General features: G+C 34.3%; 16 protein-coding genes. 8 read left to right on the forward strand and 8 right to left on the reverse strand.

Annotated features, from left to right (window positions below):
- Window positions 1-174: 174 nt before the first annotated feature.
- The 3 genes from OOZ15_RS03765 to OOZ15_RS03775 form a co-directional block, all read right to left on the reverse strand.
- The gene (locus OOZ15_RS03765) at window positions 175-1,086 is read right to left on the reverse strand and encodes a cation diffusion facilitator family transporter (protein WP_265954429.1); all 912 of its coding nucleotides are present in this window, start codon (window positions 1,084-1,086) and stop codon (window positions 175-177) included.
- A 1-nt stretch (window position 1,087) separates the two neighbouring features.
- Window positions 1,088-1,522 (reverse strand): ribose 5-phosphate isomerase B, encoded by a 435-nt coding sequence (rpiB, locus tag OOZ15_RS03770; RefSeq protein ID WP_265954431.1) that lies wholly within the window; start codon window positions 1,520-1,522, stop codon window positions 1,088-1,090.
- 675 nt (window positions 1,523-2,197) lie between these two features.
- Entirely contained in the window at window positions 2,198-2,440 is a 243-nt protein-coding gene (locus OOZ15_RS03775) for a DUF2007 domain-containing protein (RefSeq protein WP_265954433.1), read from the reverse strand.
- Between the two features lie 116 nt (window positions 2,441-2,556).
- Here OOZ15_RS03775 and OOZ15_RS03780 point away from each other — a divergent pair, with 116 nt between their 5' ends.
- The 4 genes from OOZ15_RS03780 to OOZ15_RS03795 all read left to right on the forward strand — a co-directional run bounded on the left by OOZ15_RS03780 (window position 2,557) and on the right by OOZ15_RS03795 (window position 6,875).
- On the forward strand, window positions 2,557-2,748 hold the full coding sequence (locus OOZ15_RS03780; protein ID WP_265954434.1) for a hypothetical protein: 192 nt from the start codon (window positions 2,557-2,559) through the stop codon (window positions 2,746-2,748).
- A gap of 362 nt (window positions 2,749-3,110) precedes the next feature.
- Window positions 3,111-5,294, forward strand: a complete 2,184-nt coding sequence (gene rnr, locus OOZ15_RS03785; RefSeq protein ID WP_265954435.1) for a ribonuclease R — start codon at window positions 3,111-3,113, stop codon at window positions 5,292-5,294.
- Between the two features lie 12 nt (window positions 5,295-5,306).
- Entirely contained in the window at window positions 5,307-5,978 is a 672-nt protein-coding gene (locus OOZ15_RS03790) for a head GIN domain-containing protein (protein ID WP_265954436.1), read from the forward strand.
- Between the two features lie 213 nt (window positions 5,979-6,191).
- Window positions 6,192-6,875, forward strand: a complete 684-nt coding sequence (locus tag OOZ15_RS03795) for a LysE family translocator (RefSeq protein ID WP_265954542.1) — start codon at window positions 6,192-6,194, stop codon at window positions 6,873-6,875.
- Between the two features lie 532 nt (window positions 6,876-7,407).
- On the opposite strand, the gene OOZ15_RS03800 is transcribed toward OOZ15_RS03795, so the two are convergent.
- The 5 genes from OOZ15_RS03800 to OOZ15_RS03820 form a co-directional block, all read right to left on the reverse strand.
- Window positions 7,408-7,917: an OmpH/Skp family outer membrane protein gene (locus OOZ15_RS03800; RefSeq protein WP_265954437.1), complete on the reverse strand. Its 510-nt coding sequence runs from the start codon at window positions 7,915-7,917 to the stop codon at window positions 7,408-7,410.
- A gap of 320 nt (window positions 7,918-8,237) precedes the next feature.
- Window positions 8,238-9,077 (reverse strand): class I SAM-dependent methyltransferase, encoded by an 840-nt coding sequence (locus OOZ15_RS03805; protein WP_265954439.1) that lies wholly within the window; start codon window positions 9,075-9,077, stop codon window positions 8,238-8,240.
- Between the two features lie 245 nt (window positions 9,078-9,322).
- Entirely contained in the window at window positions 9,323-11,194 is a 1,872-nt protein-coding gene (gene mnmG, locus OOZ15_RS03810) for a tRNA uridine-5-carboxymethylaminomethyl(34) synthesis enzyme MnmG (protein ID WP_265954441.1), read from the reverse strand.
- 76 nt (window positions 11,195-11,270) lie between these two features.
- Window positions 11,271-11,693, reverse strand: a complete 423-nt coding sequence (gene ybeY / locus OOZ15_RS03815; protein WP_265954442.1) for an rRNA maturation RNase YbeY — start codon at window positions 11,691-11,693, stop codon at window positions 11,271-11,273.
- Window positions 11,686-14,985 (reverse strand): DUF4175 family protein, encoded by a 3,300-nt coding sequence (locus tag OOZ15_RS03820; RefSeq protein ID WP_265954444.1) that lies wholly within the window; start codon window positions 14,983-14,985, stop codon window positions 11,686-11,688. The genes ybeY and OOZ15_RS03820 overlap by 8 nt, the downstream gene beginning before the upstream one ends.
- Before the next feature lie 476 nt (window positions 14,986-15,461).
- Between OOZ15_RS03820 and OOZ15_RS03825 the strand changes: the two genes are divergently transcribed.
- The 4 genes from OOZ15_RS03825 to OOZ15_RS03840 are packed head-to-tail and all read left to right on the forward strand — an operon-like array spanning window position 15,462 to window position 18,293.
- On the forward strand, window positions 15,462-15,986 hold the full coding sequence (locus tag OOZ15_RS03825) for an RNA polymerase sigma factor (protein WP_265954446.1): 525 nt from the start codon (window positions 15,462-15,464) through the stop codon (window positions 15,984-15,986).
- 2 nt (window positions 15,987-15,988) lie between these two features.
- Window positions 15,989-16,783, forward strand: a complete 795-nt coding sequence (locus OOZ15_RS03830) for a HEAT repeat domain-containing protein (RefSeq protein WP_265954447.1) — start codon at window positions 15,989-15,991, stop codon at window positions 16,781-16,783.
- 20 nt (window positions 16,784-16,803) lie between these two features.
- Window positions 16,804-17,559 (forward strand): DUF4097 family beta strand repeat-containing protein, encoded by a 756-nt coding sequence (locus OOZ15_RS03835; RefSeq protein ID WP_265954448.1) that lies wholly within the window; start codon window positions 16,804-16,806, stop codon window positions 17,557-17,559.
- A 17-nt stretch (window positions 17,560-17,576) separates the two neighbouring features.
- The gene (locus OOZ15_RS03840) at window positions 17,577-18,293 is read left to right on the forward strand and encodes a DUF4097 family beta strand repeat-containing protein (protein WP_265954449.1); all 717 of its coding nucleotides are present in this window, start codon (window positions 17,577-17,579) and stop codon (window positions 18,291-18,293) included.
- Window positions 18,294-18,565: the final 272 nt, after the last annotated feature.

Consider the following 18,565-nt stretch of genomic DNA (forward strand, 5'->3'; position numbering starts at 1 on the left):
AAATGTATAACCAATTCTGTCCTAAATAAATTTTTATCTTTAACCCACCCCTGCTTCCTTGATTTTTAATATTTTTATCGTAGGCCCGAACCAAACCACAAACGTTGAAATTTCATCTAAACCTCAGCAAATTCAGTATGTTTAAAAAATTCAATAAAAATGTTTTGGACGCTACTAATCTTGAACAATATAGTCTTTAGGGTCTTCTTTATTGAATTCCGGTTGAATATTGATGTGATTAATCCCAAAATTATCTTGTAAAACCGTTTCAATATCCTCCAAAACACTATTGAATTGGGAAAGTGTAACATCTTCTTTAAAATCCAAATGTGCTTCTAAATGCAATTCGTCATCATTCAAACACCAAACGTGAATATGGTGAAGTTTATTCACTTTGGGAATTTTATGTACTTGTCTCACTACTTCCTTAATATCGACATGTTCCGGTGTAAACAACATGAGCATTCGAGTGGAGTTTTTTAAAAGATCGAAACCTACAAAAACAAGATAGCATGCAATTAAAAAAGTAAGTACGCTATCTATCCAGTATATTTGAAAGTATTTCATCAAAATACCTCCAATCAAAACCGCAACACTGGCCATCATATCGGTTAACAAATGTATATAGGCCGATTTCATATTGATATTCCTTCCAGCATCTTTTTTCAGAAAAAGAACACTCAATCCGTTAGCTACAATAGCAATAAATGAAAGTATAATAACCAGGTTTGAGCCTATGATTTGCGGATCTTTAAAGCGCTTTACAGCTTCGATGATCAATAATACAGCTATAACCAACAATGTTGAAGCATTGACAAAAGCTGCCATGATCTCTGCTCTTTTGTAGCCGAATGTTCTGTGGGTAGATGCTTTTTTTCTGGTGAGTTTATTAGCTATATAACTGATGATCAATGAAATAACATCAGTAAAGTTGTGAAGTGCATCCGATAATAATGCCAAACTACCAGATACTAAACCTCCAATAACCTGAGCAACGGTTATTAAAACATTGAGTAAAATGGATATAAAAAGGTTCTTTCCCGTTAATGGTTCGTGGGAGTGTTTATACGGGTGCACATGTGCCATACTAGCAAGATAACGGAATTTTGTTAATCCTGTTTTGATGTCTTCCGCCTTCAAATTTTGCTTCCAAAAACGTTTTTACCATTTCCAAAGCTTGCTCTTTAGCCGTAAAACGTGCTGGAATACATAAAATATTAGCGTTGTTATGTGCTCTTACCAATTCAACGATCTCTTTGGTCCAACACAAACCGGCTCTTACTCCAGGATATTTATTAGCTGTCATAGCAACTCCATTACCGCTTCCGCAAATCAAAATACCAAAATCAGCTTCACTATTATCTACTGCTTTTGCTACTGGATGAACAAAATCCGGATAATCCACGCTATTACTTTCATTCGTACCATAATTGGTTACTTCAATTCCCATTTCTTTCAATAGATCAACTACAGCTAATTTATAACCCGTTCCTGCATGATCATTTCCAATAACGATTTTCATTTTTTATGTTTTCAATAGTCAATTAATGATAAAACTTCTATCCTAAAAAATATTTAGACCTAAAATATCGGTCAATTTTTAATACTCACTTAGTGAGCAAAGGTAGGGAATAGTTCATTTTAAAGTTATGAACATAGCCGTTTATTTAATTTTACAATAGCTTAATTTTCAATTAATTATAATTTTACACTAATTGTTGATATTTATGTTGTGAAATCTATTAAGTTTTTTTGCATTTCTAATATCTGACTTCAATTTGTAAAATTATTTCAATTACACAAGGGAAACTTCTTCTTTTTAGTTTACATTTCATCAACCACTTTTCAACAGTTATCAACATCAATTTTATAAAATAATTATCAAGAAAAATATGTTAGTTGGAGTTGTTGACAACTGTTGATTCTTTTTGATTTTTGATTTACTATCAGAACTTTAAAAAATGATAAGATGTTAATAGCTGTTTATAAATTGATATAAGTTTTACTTCCAAACTAAATTCTAAAAAGTTTTAGCAACTATAAACACACTATCATCATCATCATATTTAATTTAAATTTTAAAAAAGAAAAATATGTAATTGTTTATATAGTTAATAACTTTAAAAAATTATTGATTTTGGAAGTGAAACATTCAAGAGAATAAACTTTAGTTAATTTCAATGAAAACATTGATGAATCAAACTATTTTTAAATGTGATCCCGGAGTGTCCAATTTTTCTATTAATTCCTTTACATAATTAGCGTAGTCCTTGTGGACTTTAAGCTTTATGCCGCCTAAGGCGTTGGAGTAAAAAGGAGAGACGCCAACAATGGTTTCATTTTCAAAAAAGAACGGGATATCTTCCTCAGTCAATAAATTTTTCAAGACCAAGTACTCATGTGGATAGGTGTATGTAGCAACCAAAACAAAATTTTTCATTTTGAAGTGGGTTATATTTCTATTAAATGTAGTGAAAATTTTCTTTTAAAAGAAAAGTCAATAACTTTATATATTAGGAGACGAAGCATTTGGTGGGAAACCTTAAAAATTTTTATATGCAAGCTTCAGATCGCTTTAAATCTCACTTAGTGAGTAAGGTTTTAAAGGAATGGTATTTTTTGCTTTCTTTTTCTAAGCTATTTACAGTTTTTTGCTCTGCTTTCTTTTCCAGGGAACAATCGATATATCTTACAAAAGCAAAAACACCCGTTACAAAAACAAGGATGAAGAAAATCAATATTTTATAAAACTTTTTCAATATATGTTTTTTACTCACTAAGTGAGATTTGAAATGTTCAGATGCCTGACTATCAGTAGACAGGCTTGCCTAGAGGCAGTTTATTGTCTATTATAATAGACGAACTAAAAACAGAAATGTTACACAAATAATAAATTATCTTAAGGAAATCTTAAAATGCTTTAAAATGAACCCCTAAGTGGTTAATAAAAATTTAACTTGGAAAAATAGTAGAGAACTGCTATAATATTTCGTACTTTACTCACTAAGTGGGATTTTAAATAATTAGATAATAATGTCGAAATTTTTTTAGGTTTTGACCTAATGCCTCGTGTTAAAGCACGGGGTAGTTTACTTTACCAAATTATATATATGACAAAAAGAAAAAAAAGAGCCCAGAAGCAGATAAAGAATGAGATTACAAAAGGGATCTTTACCGTATTGGAAAATAATAGAGAACAAGCTTTTAATTATAAACAAATTGCGGCCAAACTCAATATAACTGATACCAGTGCAAGAAATTTATTAATTAAAAGGTTAGGCCAATTGAAACAAAAGAATAGAATAGTAGAGGTAGATAGAGGAAAATATAAAGCCATTCCATCTCAAGATTATTATGAAGGTGTAGTGGATATGACGGGAAGAAACAATGCTTATGTGATAAGCGATGATCTTGATACCGATGTATTTGTTCCCTTTAATTTACTCAATAAAGCACTGCATGGTGATGTGGTAGAAGTCTATGTTTTTCCAAGAAGAAAAAGAGGCAAGAAATTAGAAGGAGAGATCACCAAGATCATAGAAAGAAAGAAGACAACTTTTGTTGGGATCGTTCAAATGCAAAAGAATTTTGCTTTTGTAAACCCGACGGACTTCAAGATGTACACCGATATTTTTGTTCCTAAAAACAAAACGGGCAAAGCAGAAGATGGCGATAAGGTGATTGTTGAAATTCAAGACTGGCCTAGAAATGCAGATTCCCCCTATGGGCAAATTGTAGAAGTTCTGGGGAAGCCGGGAGAACACGATACAGAAATACACGCTATTCTAGCAGAATACGGACTTCCATACAGTTTTCCGGATGAAGTAGAACACTATGCCAATAAGCTTGATACTTCCATAACAAAAGAAGAAATCGCCAAGCGAAGGGATATGCGGGATGTTCCTACTTTTACTATAGACCCTAAAGATGCAAAGGATTTTGATGATGCTTTATCGTTTAGGGTTTTGGAAGATGGAAATTATGAAGTAGGTATCCATATTGCTGATGTATCCCATTACGTAACTCCCGATTCTATTTTGGAAGAAGAAGCATACAACAGGGCCACTTCGGTCTATTTGGTAGACAGAGTAGTACCTATGTTGCCTGAAATTTTATCGAATAATGCGTGTTCATTACGACCAAATGAAGAAAAATATACATTTTCAGCTGTCTTCAAAATGGATAAAAACACTAGAGTTATAGATCAGTGGTTTGGACGAACGGTTACTTATTCTGATAGAAGGTTTGCCTATGAAGAAGCGCAAGCTATGATAGATAATAAAAATAATGTGGTTCCAGCAGACGTATCATTAACAGGAGAAAAATATGAAGTGGAAGCCCATATTGCCGATGCTATTCAAACACTGGATAGAATGGCTAAAATTATGCGTACAAAACGATTGTCTTCCGGTGCCATTTCTTTTGATAAGGTTGAAGTTAAATTTGAATTAAACGATAAGCATGAACCTATTGGTGTTTATTTTAAAACCTCTAAGGATGCCAATAAACTTATTGAAGAGTTTATGCTACTGGCGAACAAAAAAGTAGCTGAATATATAGGAAAACAAAAGAAAACCTTTGTTTATAGGATACATGATGAACCGGATGACGAAAAATTAATGCTGTTACAGGGAGTTATTTCAAAATTTGGATACAGGATAAATATGAAGAGCAAAAAAACACTTACAAGCTCTTTAAACGAACTTTTGGAAGATGTTCAAGGAAAGAAAGAACAGAATTTGGTAGATACTTTAACTATTCGCACCATGAGTAAAGCTGTTTATTCTACTGATAACATTGGTCATTATGGATTGGCATTCGACTATTATTCACATTTTACATCACCCATCAGGCGATATCCCGATGTGATGGTACATCGTTTATTGCAATATTATCTTGATGGTGGAAATTCTGTCAATCAAGAACAGTATGAAGAAAAATGTAAACATTCTTCAAATATGGAATATCTGGCGACTAGTGCAGAACGGAATTCCATTAAATACATGCAAATAAAATTCATGGAAAACCGTTATGATGAAGAGTTTCTTGGTGTAATATCCGGAGTGACAGAATGGGGGATCTATGTGGAGATTATCGAAAATAAATGCGAGGGAATGATCAGGATCCGGGATATTAAAGACGACTATTATACTTTTGATGAAGATCAATACGCGTTGATTGGTGAAGTTTCAAAAAATAGCTACCAATTAGGCGATGAAGTGTTTGTAAAATTAAAAAGCACAGACCTTGCAAAAAGGCATTTGGATTTTGAACTTACAGGAAAAAAAGTTTAAAAAATATATACAATGAAGTTTTTAACCATATTATTATTTATCAGTTCTTTTTTTGTTTCCGCACAAGAAGAGGTCGTTGTTAAATTAGGCGAAATTCACGAAGTAAAAGTTTTTAATGGCCTTTCGGTTAATATTATTGAAGGCGATAGTAACAAAGCTGTTGTTTCCGGAGAAAATCCTTCCAATGTTGTTATCGTGAATAAAGGCGGTAAGCTTAGGATACGAACCAGAAACCATGTTATTTTTGATGGACATAAAACCTTTGTAGTTCTCTATACAAAAGATATTATTGATGTAATAGATGTAAATGAAAATGCCTTTGTTTCAGCAGATTACCAAATAAAGCAAATAGAGTTGGAACTTCATGCACAGGAAGGAGGCGAAATAGATTTAGATGTTGAATTGCAACGTTTGAATACAAAATCGGTTACTGCAGGTAAAATAATTCTCAAAGGAACATCAGATAATATTTTGGTGAAGGTTAATACCGGTGGTACTTTGAATGCATCAGAATTGATAGCCAAACAGGCAGAAGTACTGGTAAAAGTAGGTGGAGTGGCCGATGTTAATGCATCAGATTTTATAGATGCTAAAGTAAGAATAGGAGGGACAATCAATATTCACGGTAAACCTAAAGTGATAGAACAACAAGTTTTTATTGGAGGAACTATTAATGAAGAATAATAATGGTTAAAAAATCTTTATAATAAATCATCATGACTTATTTTGGTTGTGATGATTTATTATTTTTGGAGCATTATTTGAATGTAACTAAGTAAATCTGCCTTTGTCGGTAGATTTGTTTGCCCTGAACTATTTGATTGATGGCTGTTATAATAATGTAGATATTTAAATTATCTCATTAAACCTCACTTAGTGAGTAATGATTGTATTTCAATGATAGAAGATGTATTATCCGGAATACCACTGGGAATTTTATTAGCCTTTACCATTGGGCCTGTTTTTTTCGTTTTGTTAGAAACCAGTGCCACAAAGGGGTTTAGGGCAGCGCTTTCCTTTGATGTAGGTGTTGTTTTAGGTGATATTTTCTTTATTCTGATTGCATATTTCAGTACAAACAAGATACTTCATAAGATAAAAGACGACCCATCCTTATTTATTTTTGGCGGTGTTTTATTAATCACTTATGGAGTTATTTCCTTTATTAAATGCAAACGTGATTATAAGCGTATTGTTCAAGAAGATATTGATTTCAGTATTATTAAAAAGAATTATTTTCGGTTGTTCATAAAAGGGTTCTTTTTAAATTTTATCAATATTGGCGTACTTGGTTTTTGGTTGGGTATTATCTTTATTTTCGGTCCAAAATTAGAAATGGAAGATGAACGCATTTTTACCTTTATAGGTAGTATTTTATGCACATACTTAATTGTAGATTGCTTTAAAATTTTACTTGCCAAACAACTGCGTAACAAATTAACACCTAAGCTTATCTTTAAAATTAAACGTGTTATTAGCCTGATGCTTATTTTCTTCGGATTGGTTTTAGTTTTACAAGGATTTTTTCCCAATGAAAAAGAAAAATTACAAAACGTGATTGAAGATATCAGGGAACAATGATAAATATATTAAATTCACTTCCGGAACTATTTCTCCTCATTTTTATCCTGATTACCTTCTTGTTTAGCTTTTTGGATAAAGTATCAGATTGGAAAGGAAATATTATTTTTTTGAGGGATCATTTTGATGGCACTTTCATCCGCAGAATTGTTCCCATTTGTTTATTCTTGATAATATTTTTAGAGCTGTTATCTTTCGTATTTGCAGGAATCGGTATCTATGAATTACTTACTTCAAATAACTCCGTTTATGGTGTCCTAAGTTGTGTTTTCTCACTGATCACACTCTTTTTATTCCTTATAGGTCAGCGAATAGCAAAAGACTTTGATGGTGCCATGAAAATTGTTATTTACATCATTCCTACGGTATTTTGTTTGTATCTTTTATTGCAATAACAATAAAAAGAAGGTATCTAAAAAGTCTTGTAAACCTTGTCAGACTGACAATTCGTGTAAAAACAGTTTTTAGACATCTTCAATAAAAAAGCCATTCATTTCTGAATGGCTTTAGAAGAATTTTATAATAAATTCTTTTATTTCTTGTACTTTTCATTCAAGGCTTTTAAAACAGCTTTGGTAATATCTTTAGATTCTTCACCATAAAGAACACTACCACCATCGTTTGCACCCAAAACAAAAGTATATCCTTTTTCTTCAGCATAATCATTTACAAAGTCTTTCACTTTATTAATCAGGCTGTCAATTTCAGTCTGACTTTCAATAGAGAGTTGTTGTTCCTCTTGCTGTAATTGTTGTCCAATACTTTGTCTTTTTTGTAACAAAGTGTTATATTTTTCTTGGGCTTTTGATTGTGATAATCTTTTAGCTTCTTCTTGGAATGCTTGACCTTCTTCTTGAAATATTTTAGAAATACTATCAGCCTTTTTATTGAATTTTTCAAGTTTGGTTTTATACTTGGCTTCAATATCTATTTTTTCCTGATACTCGTTGATTAATTTGCTATTATCTACAAAAGCAATTTTATTCTGTTCACATGATAAGGTTGCAGCTGCAACGGCTAAAATCAAAATTATTTTTTTCATCTTTATGTATATATAATGTGTTGAGGGCAAAAATAAAAAAGATTATCGATTTAATCCCACTTAGTGAGTTTAATTCCATGATGTTCTGAATAGAATTTAGCTGAAGTGTATTTGTTCGAATATCTTGTGCTTTCTTCAAGAGATTTTATTCTGATCTCCCTTTTTCTTATAACATAAGATTATCTTATTATAAGTATTGATTTCATAGAGGTTTATTATTAAAACTGACTTATTTTAAGACGATTTAAGCGACTTTTTATTTTTGTTAATGTCTTGGTGTGGATTTGTCACCTTCTTATTAAATAAAGTAATTTAATTAGTTATTTCCCCTTTTTTACCACATAAATCAGTGATGAATACTCGCCTGAAGCTATTGCTTTGATATTTGAGAGTAATCCGATAAAAAATGCTCGTATAAAATTACTTTTAGAAGATTTTATTTTTTCTGAAAGCAAACTCACATAAAAAGAGTCAAAATATAAAGGTAAGATTTTTACTACATTAAAATTTTGACGTTTAACTAATGTTTTGATCGATGCCTGATCGAAATGCCAAAGATGTCGTGGAACATCATAGGCAGCCCAATGTGATTTATAATATTTTGCATCATAACTTTTATAGTTCGGAACAGCAATTATCAGAAGTCCGTTTTCATTCAAGATTCCATTGATCTCTTGCAATTGTTTTTCCACATCGTGAACATGTTCCAAAACATGCCACATGGTAATCACATCAAATTTTTTTCCTTTTACTTTATCAAAACTTTCTTCAACCTTGTTCATTTTTTCCTTCGCAATTGCTCTTGCTTTTTCTCCGGGTTCGATTCCAATACCATCTAAAAACTGATTTACATAAGTCAAAAAATCACCTGTTCCTGCTCCAATATCGAGAAGTGTTTTTGACTCCGGATGATGTTTTTTTATGATTTTATATTTTCTTTTCAGCGATATTTTTTTGACGAATTGGTAAATCCTGTCCATCAAAGTTTTGTTAGAATCAGTATGCGAAATATAATTTTCACTCTGATAATATTCACTAATTTTTTCTTCAGATGGAACAGGAGTTGTTTTTAAAAGTCCGTTGGGTTCGACTTTTATTAATTCAAATTCTTCGGAAGAGACCAGGTGATCTTTACAACGAACATATGTTTTTTGATTCATTCTTTTTCAATATTAAATTGAGGCTTTTTAAAAAAATAATTTAAGCTTGATATTGTCAGGTTGAGCGCAGTCGAAACCTATTAAGTTTTAATTGAGTAAAAGTCGGAAGATTGTATGGAATAAAAAAATGGTTCCACGTGGAACCATTTCGTTTTTAATTTTACTAAGTTCTATATCCAAGTCTATTTTACCTCTCCTTTGGAGAGGTCAGATTTAGCAAAAAGCTAAATCTGGGTGGGGAAAAATCATCGACCCATATAAACCAATAGCACACTAATATCACTTGGAGAAACTCCACTAATTCGAGATGCTTGTGAAAGCGTTCTCGGTTTTATTTTTTTAAGTTTTTCTTTCGCTTCAAAAGAGAGGGATTTTAACTTGTCGTATTCAAAGTTTTCCGGGATTTTGATTTCTTCAAGACGATTTAGTTTATCCGCATTGTTCTTTTCTTTTTGAATATACCCGGAATATTTTACCTGAATTTCTGCTTGATCCAAAACCTCAGTATCTAATTGATGCTCCAAAATATATTCGTCCACAGCTTTTACTTTTCGCATATGATCTAAAGTAACATTTGGTCGCGAAAATATCTTGAACATCTTATCCTGTTGTTTCATTGGTGAAGAATTTACTGTCTCCAATATCGGATTGATCTCTTCTGGTTTTACACTTGTCTCTCTAAAAAACTCCACAAAAGAGTTAGACATTTTTTCCTTTTCCTGCATTCTTTTCAATCGCTTTTCAGATGCCAAACCAAGATCAAAACTCTTCGGTGTTAATCTTAAATCGGCATTATCCTGTCGCAATAAAGTTCGATATTCTGCTCGGGAGGTAAACATTCGGTAAGGCTCTTCTGTTCCTTTTGTGATCAAATCATCGATCAAAACTCCGATATAAGCTTCATCTCTGTTTAAAATAAAAGGCTCTTTTCCCTGTACTTTTAGACTCGCATTTATTCCCGCCATCAATCCTTGAGAAGCCGCTTCTTCATATCCGGTTGTTCCGTTTATCTGTCCGGCGAAATATAAACCGTCAATCAATTTTGTTTCTAGCGTATGTCTTAATTGTGTAGGAGGGAAGTAATCATATTCAATCGCATATCCCGGTCTGAAGAATTTTACACTCTCAAATCCGGCTACAGAACGCAAGGCTTTAAATTGTACATTTTCCGGTAAGGAAGTAGAGAATCCGTTTACATAAACTTCAACCGTATTCCATCCTTCGGGTTCTACAAAAATTTGATGCCTGTCTTTATCAGCAAAACGATTTATTTTATCTTCTATAGAGGGGCAATATCTAGGACCAATACTTTTTATTCTTCCGTTGAACATTGGGGATCTGTCAAAACCTTCACGAAGCAGATCATGAACTTCTGCACTTGTGTAGGTCATATGACAATCTTTTTGTTCTGATAAAGGTTTTGTTTTGTCTGAATATGAAAATTTTTCCGGGTTTTCATCACCGGGTTGAACGGTCATTTTTGAATAGTCCAAAGACCTTCCATCAACTCTTGGAGGGGTTCCGGTTTTCATTCTTCCTGCTTCAAAACCTACTTCAATCAAATCGGCCGTAATTCCGGTTGATGCTTTTTCGCCAGCACGGCCACCACCTAATTGTTTTTCTCCGATATGAATTAATCCGTTTAAAAAAGTTCCATTGGTCAACACCACGGTTTTGGATTTTATTTCCAATCCGAGGGATGTTTTTACACCTTTTATCTTTCCGTTTTCTATCAGTAAACCACTCACCATTTCCTGATAGAAATCCAGATTCGGAGTTTGCTCCAAAAGCAAACGCCATTCTTCTGCAAATCGCATGCGGTCACTTTGTGCTCTTGGTGACCACATAGCGGGACCTTTAGATTTGTTCAACATTTTAAATTGAATAGCGGTCCTGTCGGTTACAATACCCGAATAGCCGCCCATGGCATCAATCTCCCTAACAATTTGTCCTTTTGCAATTCCACCCATAGCAGGATTGCAAGACATTTGTGCAATGTTTTGGAGATTCATGGTGATGAGTAGAGTAGAAGAACCCATATTGGCGGCAGCCGCTGCTGCTTCCGATCCGGCATGTCCTGCTCCAACCACTATAACATCATATACTTTATCAAACATAAAATCTGTTTTTCTTTATCACTTTTTGCTGTGTTCCACGTGAAACAGCTTTCTTAAGCCTTATTATTACTGCGATCTATATTTTTTTAGAATCGAACAAAACCATTTTTTCCTCTTCCTTTTGTCGCATTATTTCCCTATCTTTTACAGTTTTGTCTGTATATCCACAGTAGTGAAGAATGCCGTGGGCCATTACACGTTTTAATTCATTCTCAAAAGCAACTTCAAATTCGGTCGCGTTTTCTTTTACCCGTTCAATCGAAATAAAAATATCGCCTTCAATTAAACTTCCATTGGAATAATCAAAACTGATAATATCGGTTAGGGTATCATGGTCGAGGTAGTTTACATTGATTTTGTGTAAGTAGGTGTCGTCACAAAATATGTAATTGATCGTTCCGGCTTCTTTTTCTTCAGATCGGACAAGCTGTATTATCCAGTTTGAAAACCGCTTTTCGTTATCCAATTGAAAATCGGTTTCGTAATGAAAATTAATCATCTTCCTTAAAATAGGCGTTTACTTTCTGTTTGTAATTTTGCCGCAAAGGTAATGCTTGTCTATTTAATATTTCAACTTCCTGGAAATATTGTTGAATATCAGAGCTTTGTTTTATGTTTTTATTCTGAAATTCTTTTGTGCTTGTCTGGCTTTCGCGTTCTTTTTTCTGCCCTTGCTCAAAACTGGCTTCTTCCAATTTTAAAAGCTCATGTTTTAGGTTCATCATTTTGCTTAAGACATTTTCATCAAAACCTTTTTCCAAAAGCTGATTTTCTATCTGCTCCATTTGTTTAGATAATTGGACTGCTTGTCGCTTTTCAGCATTTCCATCCATGTTTTCCAATTGCTTTTCCAAAGCATTTCGCAATTGCTGTTGTTGCTTGTAGATCTCAAACAATTCTTCAGACATATTTTCATTGAGCTTGTCGCCGGGTTGTTTACCTTCACCTTTTTCTCCTTCTTTTCCTTCTGATGGCTTTTCGCCCTTTTTCATTCCTTCCTGCATTTGCTGATTCAATTGCTCCTGACTTTGGATAATATCCGGAAGTTGAAAACCTTGACCTCCGCCTTGACTACCAGATGCCAAACTTTGCTGCATATTGTCCAAAAGATCACTCAAAAAGTCAGCCAATTCATTTGAAGCCGTTAAGGTGTATTGTTGATGTGATAAACCTTGGTAAAATCGGTTTTCGGCAAATTGCTCCAAGGTTTTGTCAATATTGTAAAAGACATCGGTAATGTTTTCATTAATGTGTTCTGAAATTTTAGGCTGGCGCAATGACAAAGCAAACAAACTATCATCGATATGTTCGAAGAGCGAACGCAGATCGTTTTGTTTTCTTAAATAGGAGGCAAGCTCCGGATTGCGTTCATCAAATTGATCTAGTTTTTTCATGATATCTTCCTGCTCAAAGGAAAAAATAATGAGATTGTCCAAAATCTGCCGTAGCGTTTCTATATCTTCTTGCATACTTTGTTGCCCATCGGCTTGCATTTGTTGCTGCATGTTCTGTGCCATTTGTTTCATTTTTCCGGCGGCATTTCGTTGCTTTTGTTGAGCCCCGTTTTCAGGTTTTTGATTCTCACTTTGCTTGTTTTCTTCTAATTTTTCCTTGGCTTCTTGCTGATCTTTTTCAATTTGTTGCTCCATTTCTTCATCAGTTCCCAAATCCATCGGCTTTTGCAATTCCTCGTTTTGCTTTTCCAGGGCATTGATGTCTTTTCGCAACTCTTTAAAATCAGCGTTCAATTCTTCTTGATCTTCAGGTGTATTTTCCATCGGATTTTTTTCAGCTTGAGCAGCTTGTTTTTGGGCTAGTTCTTCCAGATCCTTTTTGATTTTTTCCGCTTTGGCTTCGGTGTAATAGCGCTTGGTGAGTTCCAGTATTTGCTCCAGATTCCGATTGTCTTTTTTCTGTTGCTTGGCGAGTTCCTCAAGTTTTTTGGTAAGTTTTTCCTTATCTATTTTGTCAGAAAGCTCTTTTAACTCTTCCATCAATTTTTCATTCTTCTCCATTTCTCTTTGCTGACGTTCCAAGCGTTCTTTCAGCAACTCATTAAATTCAGATCGTTCTTTGTTTTCTTCTCGGAATTCATCCAGATTATCTTCCAACTCCTTGTGAAAACGCTTCATCATTTCATCTTGCTGCTGTTGCCTTTCCAAAAAGTTCTCAACACGTTTCTGATCGTTAAAGCCCAACTGTTGTTTTTGTTTATTGGTTTCTGAAATTTTTTCAAGGTCTTCTTCCTGTTTTTGCAGTTTTTGCATGGATTCTTCCATATCGCGAATGCTTTCACTTTGTTGTTCCAACTGCTGATCTTTTCGTTCTTCTTCAGTGAGTTTTCTAAAATTGAAAACAGGACTTTTAGCTGATTTTCCACCGCGAATTCCATCATTATCGGTGACTTCAAAATAAAATTCATACGGAATACCGGCTTGCAATGGTAGATCACCCGGAAATTCATAAACAAATCGGTCGTAATTTCCAGGATTGATAGGAATGGAAATTTGCTGAAGCGAATCAGTCCCTTCCGGATAATAAACCAACTTTAAATTCTTGATACCATAGTCGTCGGAGAGCTGTCCCAGATATATTTTTCGATTACTTGTGCTGTCCAATTTTTCGGCTACACGGATTTCCGGGGATTGATCCTTAGTGACCTCTATGGAAAAACCGAGTTTTTCATAATCTTTCAGATTTTTGTTACTCGTACTGATGGAATAGTCCAACGTACTGAAAATTCTTTTTTCCAGTTGAAATTCGTTGTCATTCTTACTGAATTCCAATACGGTATCTTTTGATTGCAATGCTACGCGATCAGTTTTTAAGGTTGCCAATTTCCAAGAAACTTGAGTCCCTTCCGGAATCAGGGCATTTCCGGTATTTTTTAACACCTCCGTCTTTTTTCCGGTGTATGTGGGATAATCCATCATCATTTCAAAACCGAGAAGCGAAGGGGTTTCGATAATCTGTAATTGATAGGTGGGCGATGCCACTTCATTGGCTTTTAGAGAAAAGGAAACCGATTCTCTGGGTTGTGTAAACACATATTCAAAATGACCCATTTCTTTTTGCTGCATAAAATAAGCCTCGCCGTCTATCAGGATTTGAACATTTTCAGGAATGATATTTCCGGCTGTTTTTACATTCAGTGTAAACGGACGGTTCTCAATAGCATTCAAAGAATCATTCAGTACAAAAAATTCAAAGGGAGCCGGTGGTGTATAGGCGGTTTTATAATTCACCACACGTTTGTAACTATCTGAAAATAAATCTGTTTTGCCTAAAAATATAACAATCAGTATAATTAGAATAGGGGCAGCCGCATACCAGACATATTTCAAATTTGCTTTCAAATTAATAGCCCGTTGAAAGGGAATCGGACGCAGATCCGTTCCTTTTTGTTCGATGCCGGCCATCAATAATTCTGATTTCTCTTTGTTTTCAGAAAGTTGGAGTAGGTTCAGCAGCTTGTCGCCCACTTCGGGAAAATGCTGACCAATAATCTGCGAGGCCGCTTTTTGGTCGATCCCTTTTCTGATTTTAAACAAATAGAGCAAGGGAATGACGATAAATTTGACAAACAAAAAAAGCTCAACGGCGACAAAAAGCCAGAAGAGGAGTAGCCTTCCGGTGGTGCCGAACCACAAAAGGTATTCCAGCAGCACCGTAAAGATAAAATACAGCAAACCCGCAGCTGTAAAAAGAATCGCCCCTTTTATCAGTTCGTTGACGTAGTATTTTCGTAAAAACCCTTCCAGTTTTTGTTTTATCTGCTGTAAAGCCTGCATAGTTTGGTATTTATATTTCTTTTTTGTGTTAAAATAGTAAAGTTCAGTACACTTGTCACCCTGAGCTTGTCGAAGGGTTGTCGAAGACACATTGATCTTCAATAAATTATGCTTCGACAGAGCCTGTACTGAGTTTATCGAAGTACTCAGCATGACATCTGAATTTGCAGCTTTTGGACAGCCTCTTGTCGAAAGGACTATCGAAGTGTATCACTTACAACGATAAACTTTCTACCATAAAAATACAATTTGTTTGGCATTGTAAATCAGCATTTTTCAAAAGATGGTGTTAAAATGGCTTAGGAATAGGGATTTGGGCTTAAATAATTCTCATGTATGACATACAGTAAATTACTTAAACAGATCTTTCAGTAATACATACCTTTATACTTCGCTGTGAAAATTTATGGGATTTAGATGTAACCATCTGTGATTTCATGAGTATATAATAATGAACATCAACTAAATAATATTTTTTGAAGACTATTACTGACGAAAAATTAATGCTTGAAGTTTCCCGGGGAAATCTGGATCAACTTAAAATTTTGTTCGAAAGGCATCACAGTCATGTGTATAATTTTTTACTTAAAATGACTAGGAATCAAATGCTTAGTGAAGATATAACACAAGAGGTATTTTATAAAATCATGAGACATAGGGAAACATATAAGGATGGGAAATTTGTTTCCTGGATGTTTACCATCACCCGGAATTGTTTGAGTTCACATATGCGTAAAAAGAAAGAGGATTCTTTGGGTTTTGACCCTAGATCAGCTAAGGATCTGGTTAGTGATATAGAAGCTAAGGAAGAGTTATCACATCTAGAGGAAGCATTGAATCATTTGGAATTACCTGATCGGGAATTATTAACACTGGCCAAACTACAGAACATCAGATATAATGAACTGGCAGTTATCATGGACAGTACCCCCGGAGCTGTAAAAGCAAAAGTTTTCAGGGCAATACAAAAATTAAAGACGATTTATTTTAAAGATATATAGCTATGAAGCACAGACAGATAAAAGACCTCTTACCGCACTATATAGAGGATCAGTTGGACGATAGGGAAAGAGAAAAAGTAGCAGCGCATTTAGAGCATTGTCCTGAGTGCCAGAAAGAGCAGGAAGAATATAAAATGCTATTAAAGGCTTTTAATTATGAAAAGCAAATTAGCCCGGCTGACAGGATCAGGCAACGCTTTTATGAGCAGATCGAAAAAGAAAAACAAATGCAGCCTAAGGGCGTATCACTAGAAAAAAGTTATTCCAAAAAATCATATGGACTCGGGCAATTGATCAGGCTTGCCGCTTGTATTGTATTGGTAATAGGAGGGTTTTACGCAGGAAGGTATTACCAGAGCGGTCAGTCAAATCTAAAGATTGTTGAGTTGCAGAAGAAAAATGAGGGAATTAAACAAACGGCCATGCTTTCCCTCATGGAGAATAAATCTGCCAGTAAGCGTATTCAGGGTGTGAGTTACGTAGAAGAATTCAATCATCCGGAAGCTAAAATTCTTAAAGCCTTGATCGATCGTATGCTTATTGATGAGAATCCTAATGTACGCTTGGCAGCAGTAAATGCACTTACAGGGTTTACCTCCTCGGAAACGGTAAGAGGAGCCTTGGTTGAGGCATTGGAGATTGAAAAAGAACCAGTTGTACAATTAGCGGTTATGCATACACTTGTACAGATCAAAGACAAAGATGCAGTTGAGGTTATGAAGAAGTTACTGGATAAAGAAGATACCCCAGACTTTGTAAAAGAACAAATTAAATCACTTATACCAACAATAGTTTAATATCAAAACAACGAACAATCATGAAATCATTCAAATTATTTATCGCATCATTTTTTATTTGCGTTTCTACTCTGGCACAGTCTAATTATACACATTCCTTGGAAGGGATAGAGTGGGTAAAGATTGAAACTAAGTCAGATGTTATCGTAGAGACCTACAATCAAAACTCACTTACTATTAAAGCGGATAGGTCAGAAACCCCGGAAAAAGCAAAAGGTTTAAAATTAGTTGGACTAGGCGGGGTTGACAATACAGAAGTAGGGTTTTATGTAATCAAGGAAGGAAATAATCTTATTGTAAAAAACCTTCGCAAAGAAGGAGAGGTTCCTGTTATTCTGTTACCGGCGTCCACTAATATATCTGTAAATGCATCAGGAATTGACAGTGATGTCTCTATAGACGGATTCAGTAGTGAAATAGAGTGTACTATCAAGGTTACCGGAGGACTTAAAATTAAGGATGTTACAGGTCCGATTACTGCAAACACCAATACTGGAGAAATTGATGTAATATTCTCTAAAGTAAATCAATCTTCTCCCATTAGTATTACCACCACCACTGGAGATATAGATGTTAGTCTTCCGAATACCACATCGGCTGATTTAGTCTTGAGATCGACCACTGGAGAGATCTATACCGACTTTGATCTAAATCTTGAAAGCGAAGATGGTTTGAAAATGGTTTCTGCAAGAACCGTAAAAGGAACGCTCAATAATGGAGGGGTACAAATTCAACTAAACTCAGCTACAGGAACCATATACCTAAGAAAACAATAATCTAAATATCATCAATCATGAAAAAGATACTAGTAATCACTTTATTTTTATTCGGGGTTTCGATATATGCACAAAGGCATATTGAAAAAACCGTAGACTACAACAATCAGGAAATTGATATAGAAGTACCATTTGCTTTCAATATCACCGTTAAGAACTGGGACAAATCAACAATTCAATTGGAGGCGGATTTAACGATGGACGAAGAAGAATTTCTTGACCTTTATGAATTAAATATTACCGAACAAAAGTCTCTTATTACCATTGAATCCAATGCCAAACCTGTTTTTAAAGCATTTCAGGAAAAATACGGAGAGAAAAGGAGTGAAGATGGAAAAACGATATATGTGAATTGCTGCCATATTGAATATGAATTCAACTATACTTTGTATATCCCTAAAAATGCCAATTTTAAGATCTCAAGTATTAATGGAAGTATAACTTCTAAATCTATTGAAGGTGATTTTACAGCAGATTTGATCAACGGGGATATCAATATTGCAGATTACAAAGGTAAAATGGATTTAAGTACTATCAATGGTGAAATTGATTTGAAACTTATCAATACCAGTATAGTAGCAGAAACCATTCATGGCAACATTTATGCAGACGAGGCTATTAAATTGACTTCAGAGGACCGTATGATTGGACAAAAGGTTAAAGGGGAAACAAAGAACCCTTTAAATACTCTTAAACTCAAGACTATCAACGGCAATCTTTATTTAAGGATTTAAATATTATTTGAAACATTCTTCTTTTAACTGTTGCACGGTCATTTAATAAAACAACATTTTAAATCAATAAAATAAGCTATGATAAACTATATCCTGATGAGTTAATAAATACCCTCTTGCTAAAAAGTAAACGAACAAGATGGTAATCGTTGCACAAACTATTAAAAACATCCGCTCCGTAAAGTCTCCCGACTTCGCGGAAGAATGTAACCCAGCCTTTGATAGCTTTTCCAAAGTTCCAAACTTTGGAAAAGCTTGTTTTTTTAGTCAAA

Origin of the sequence: Galbibacter kalidii (assembly GCF_026241135.1) — a bacterium.
GTDB lineage: Bacteria > Bacteroidota > Bacteroidia > Flavobacteriales > Flavobacteriaceae > Galbibacter.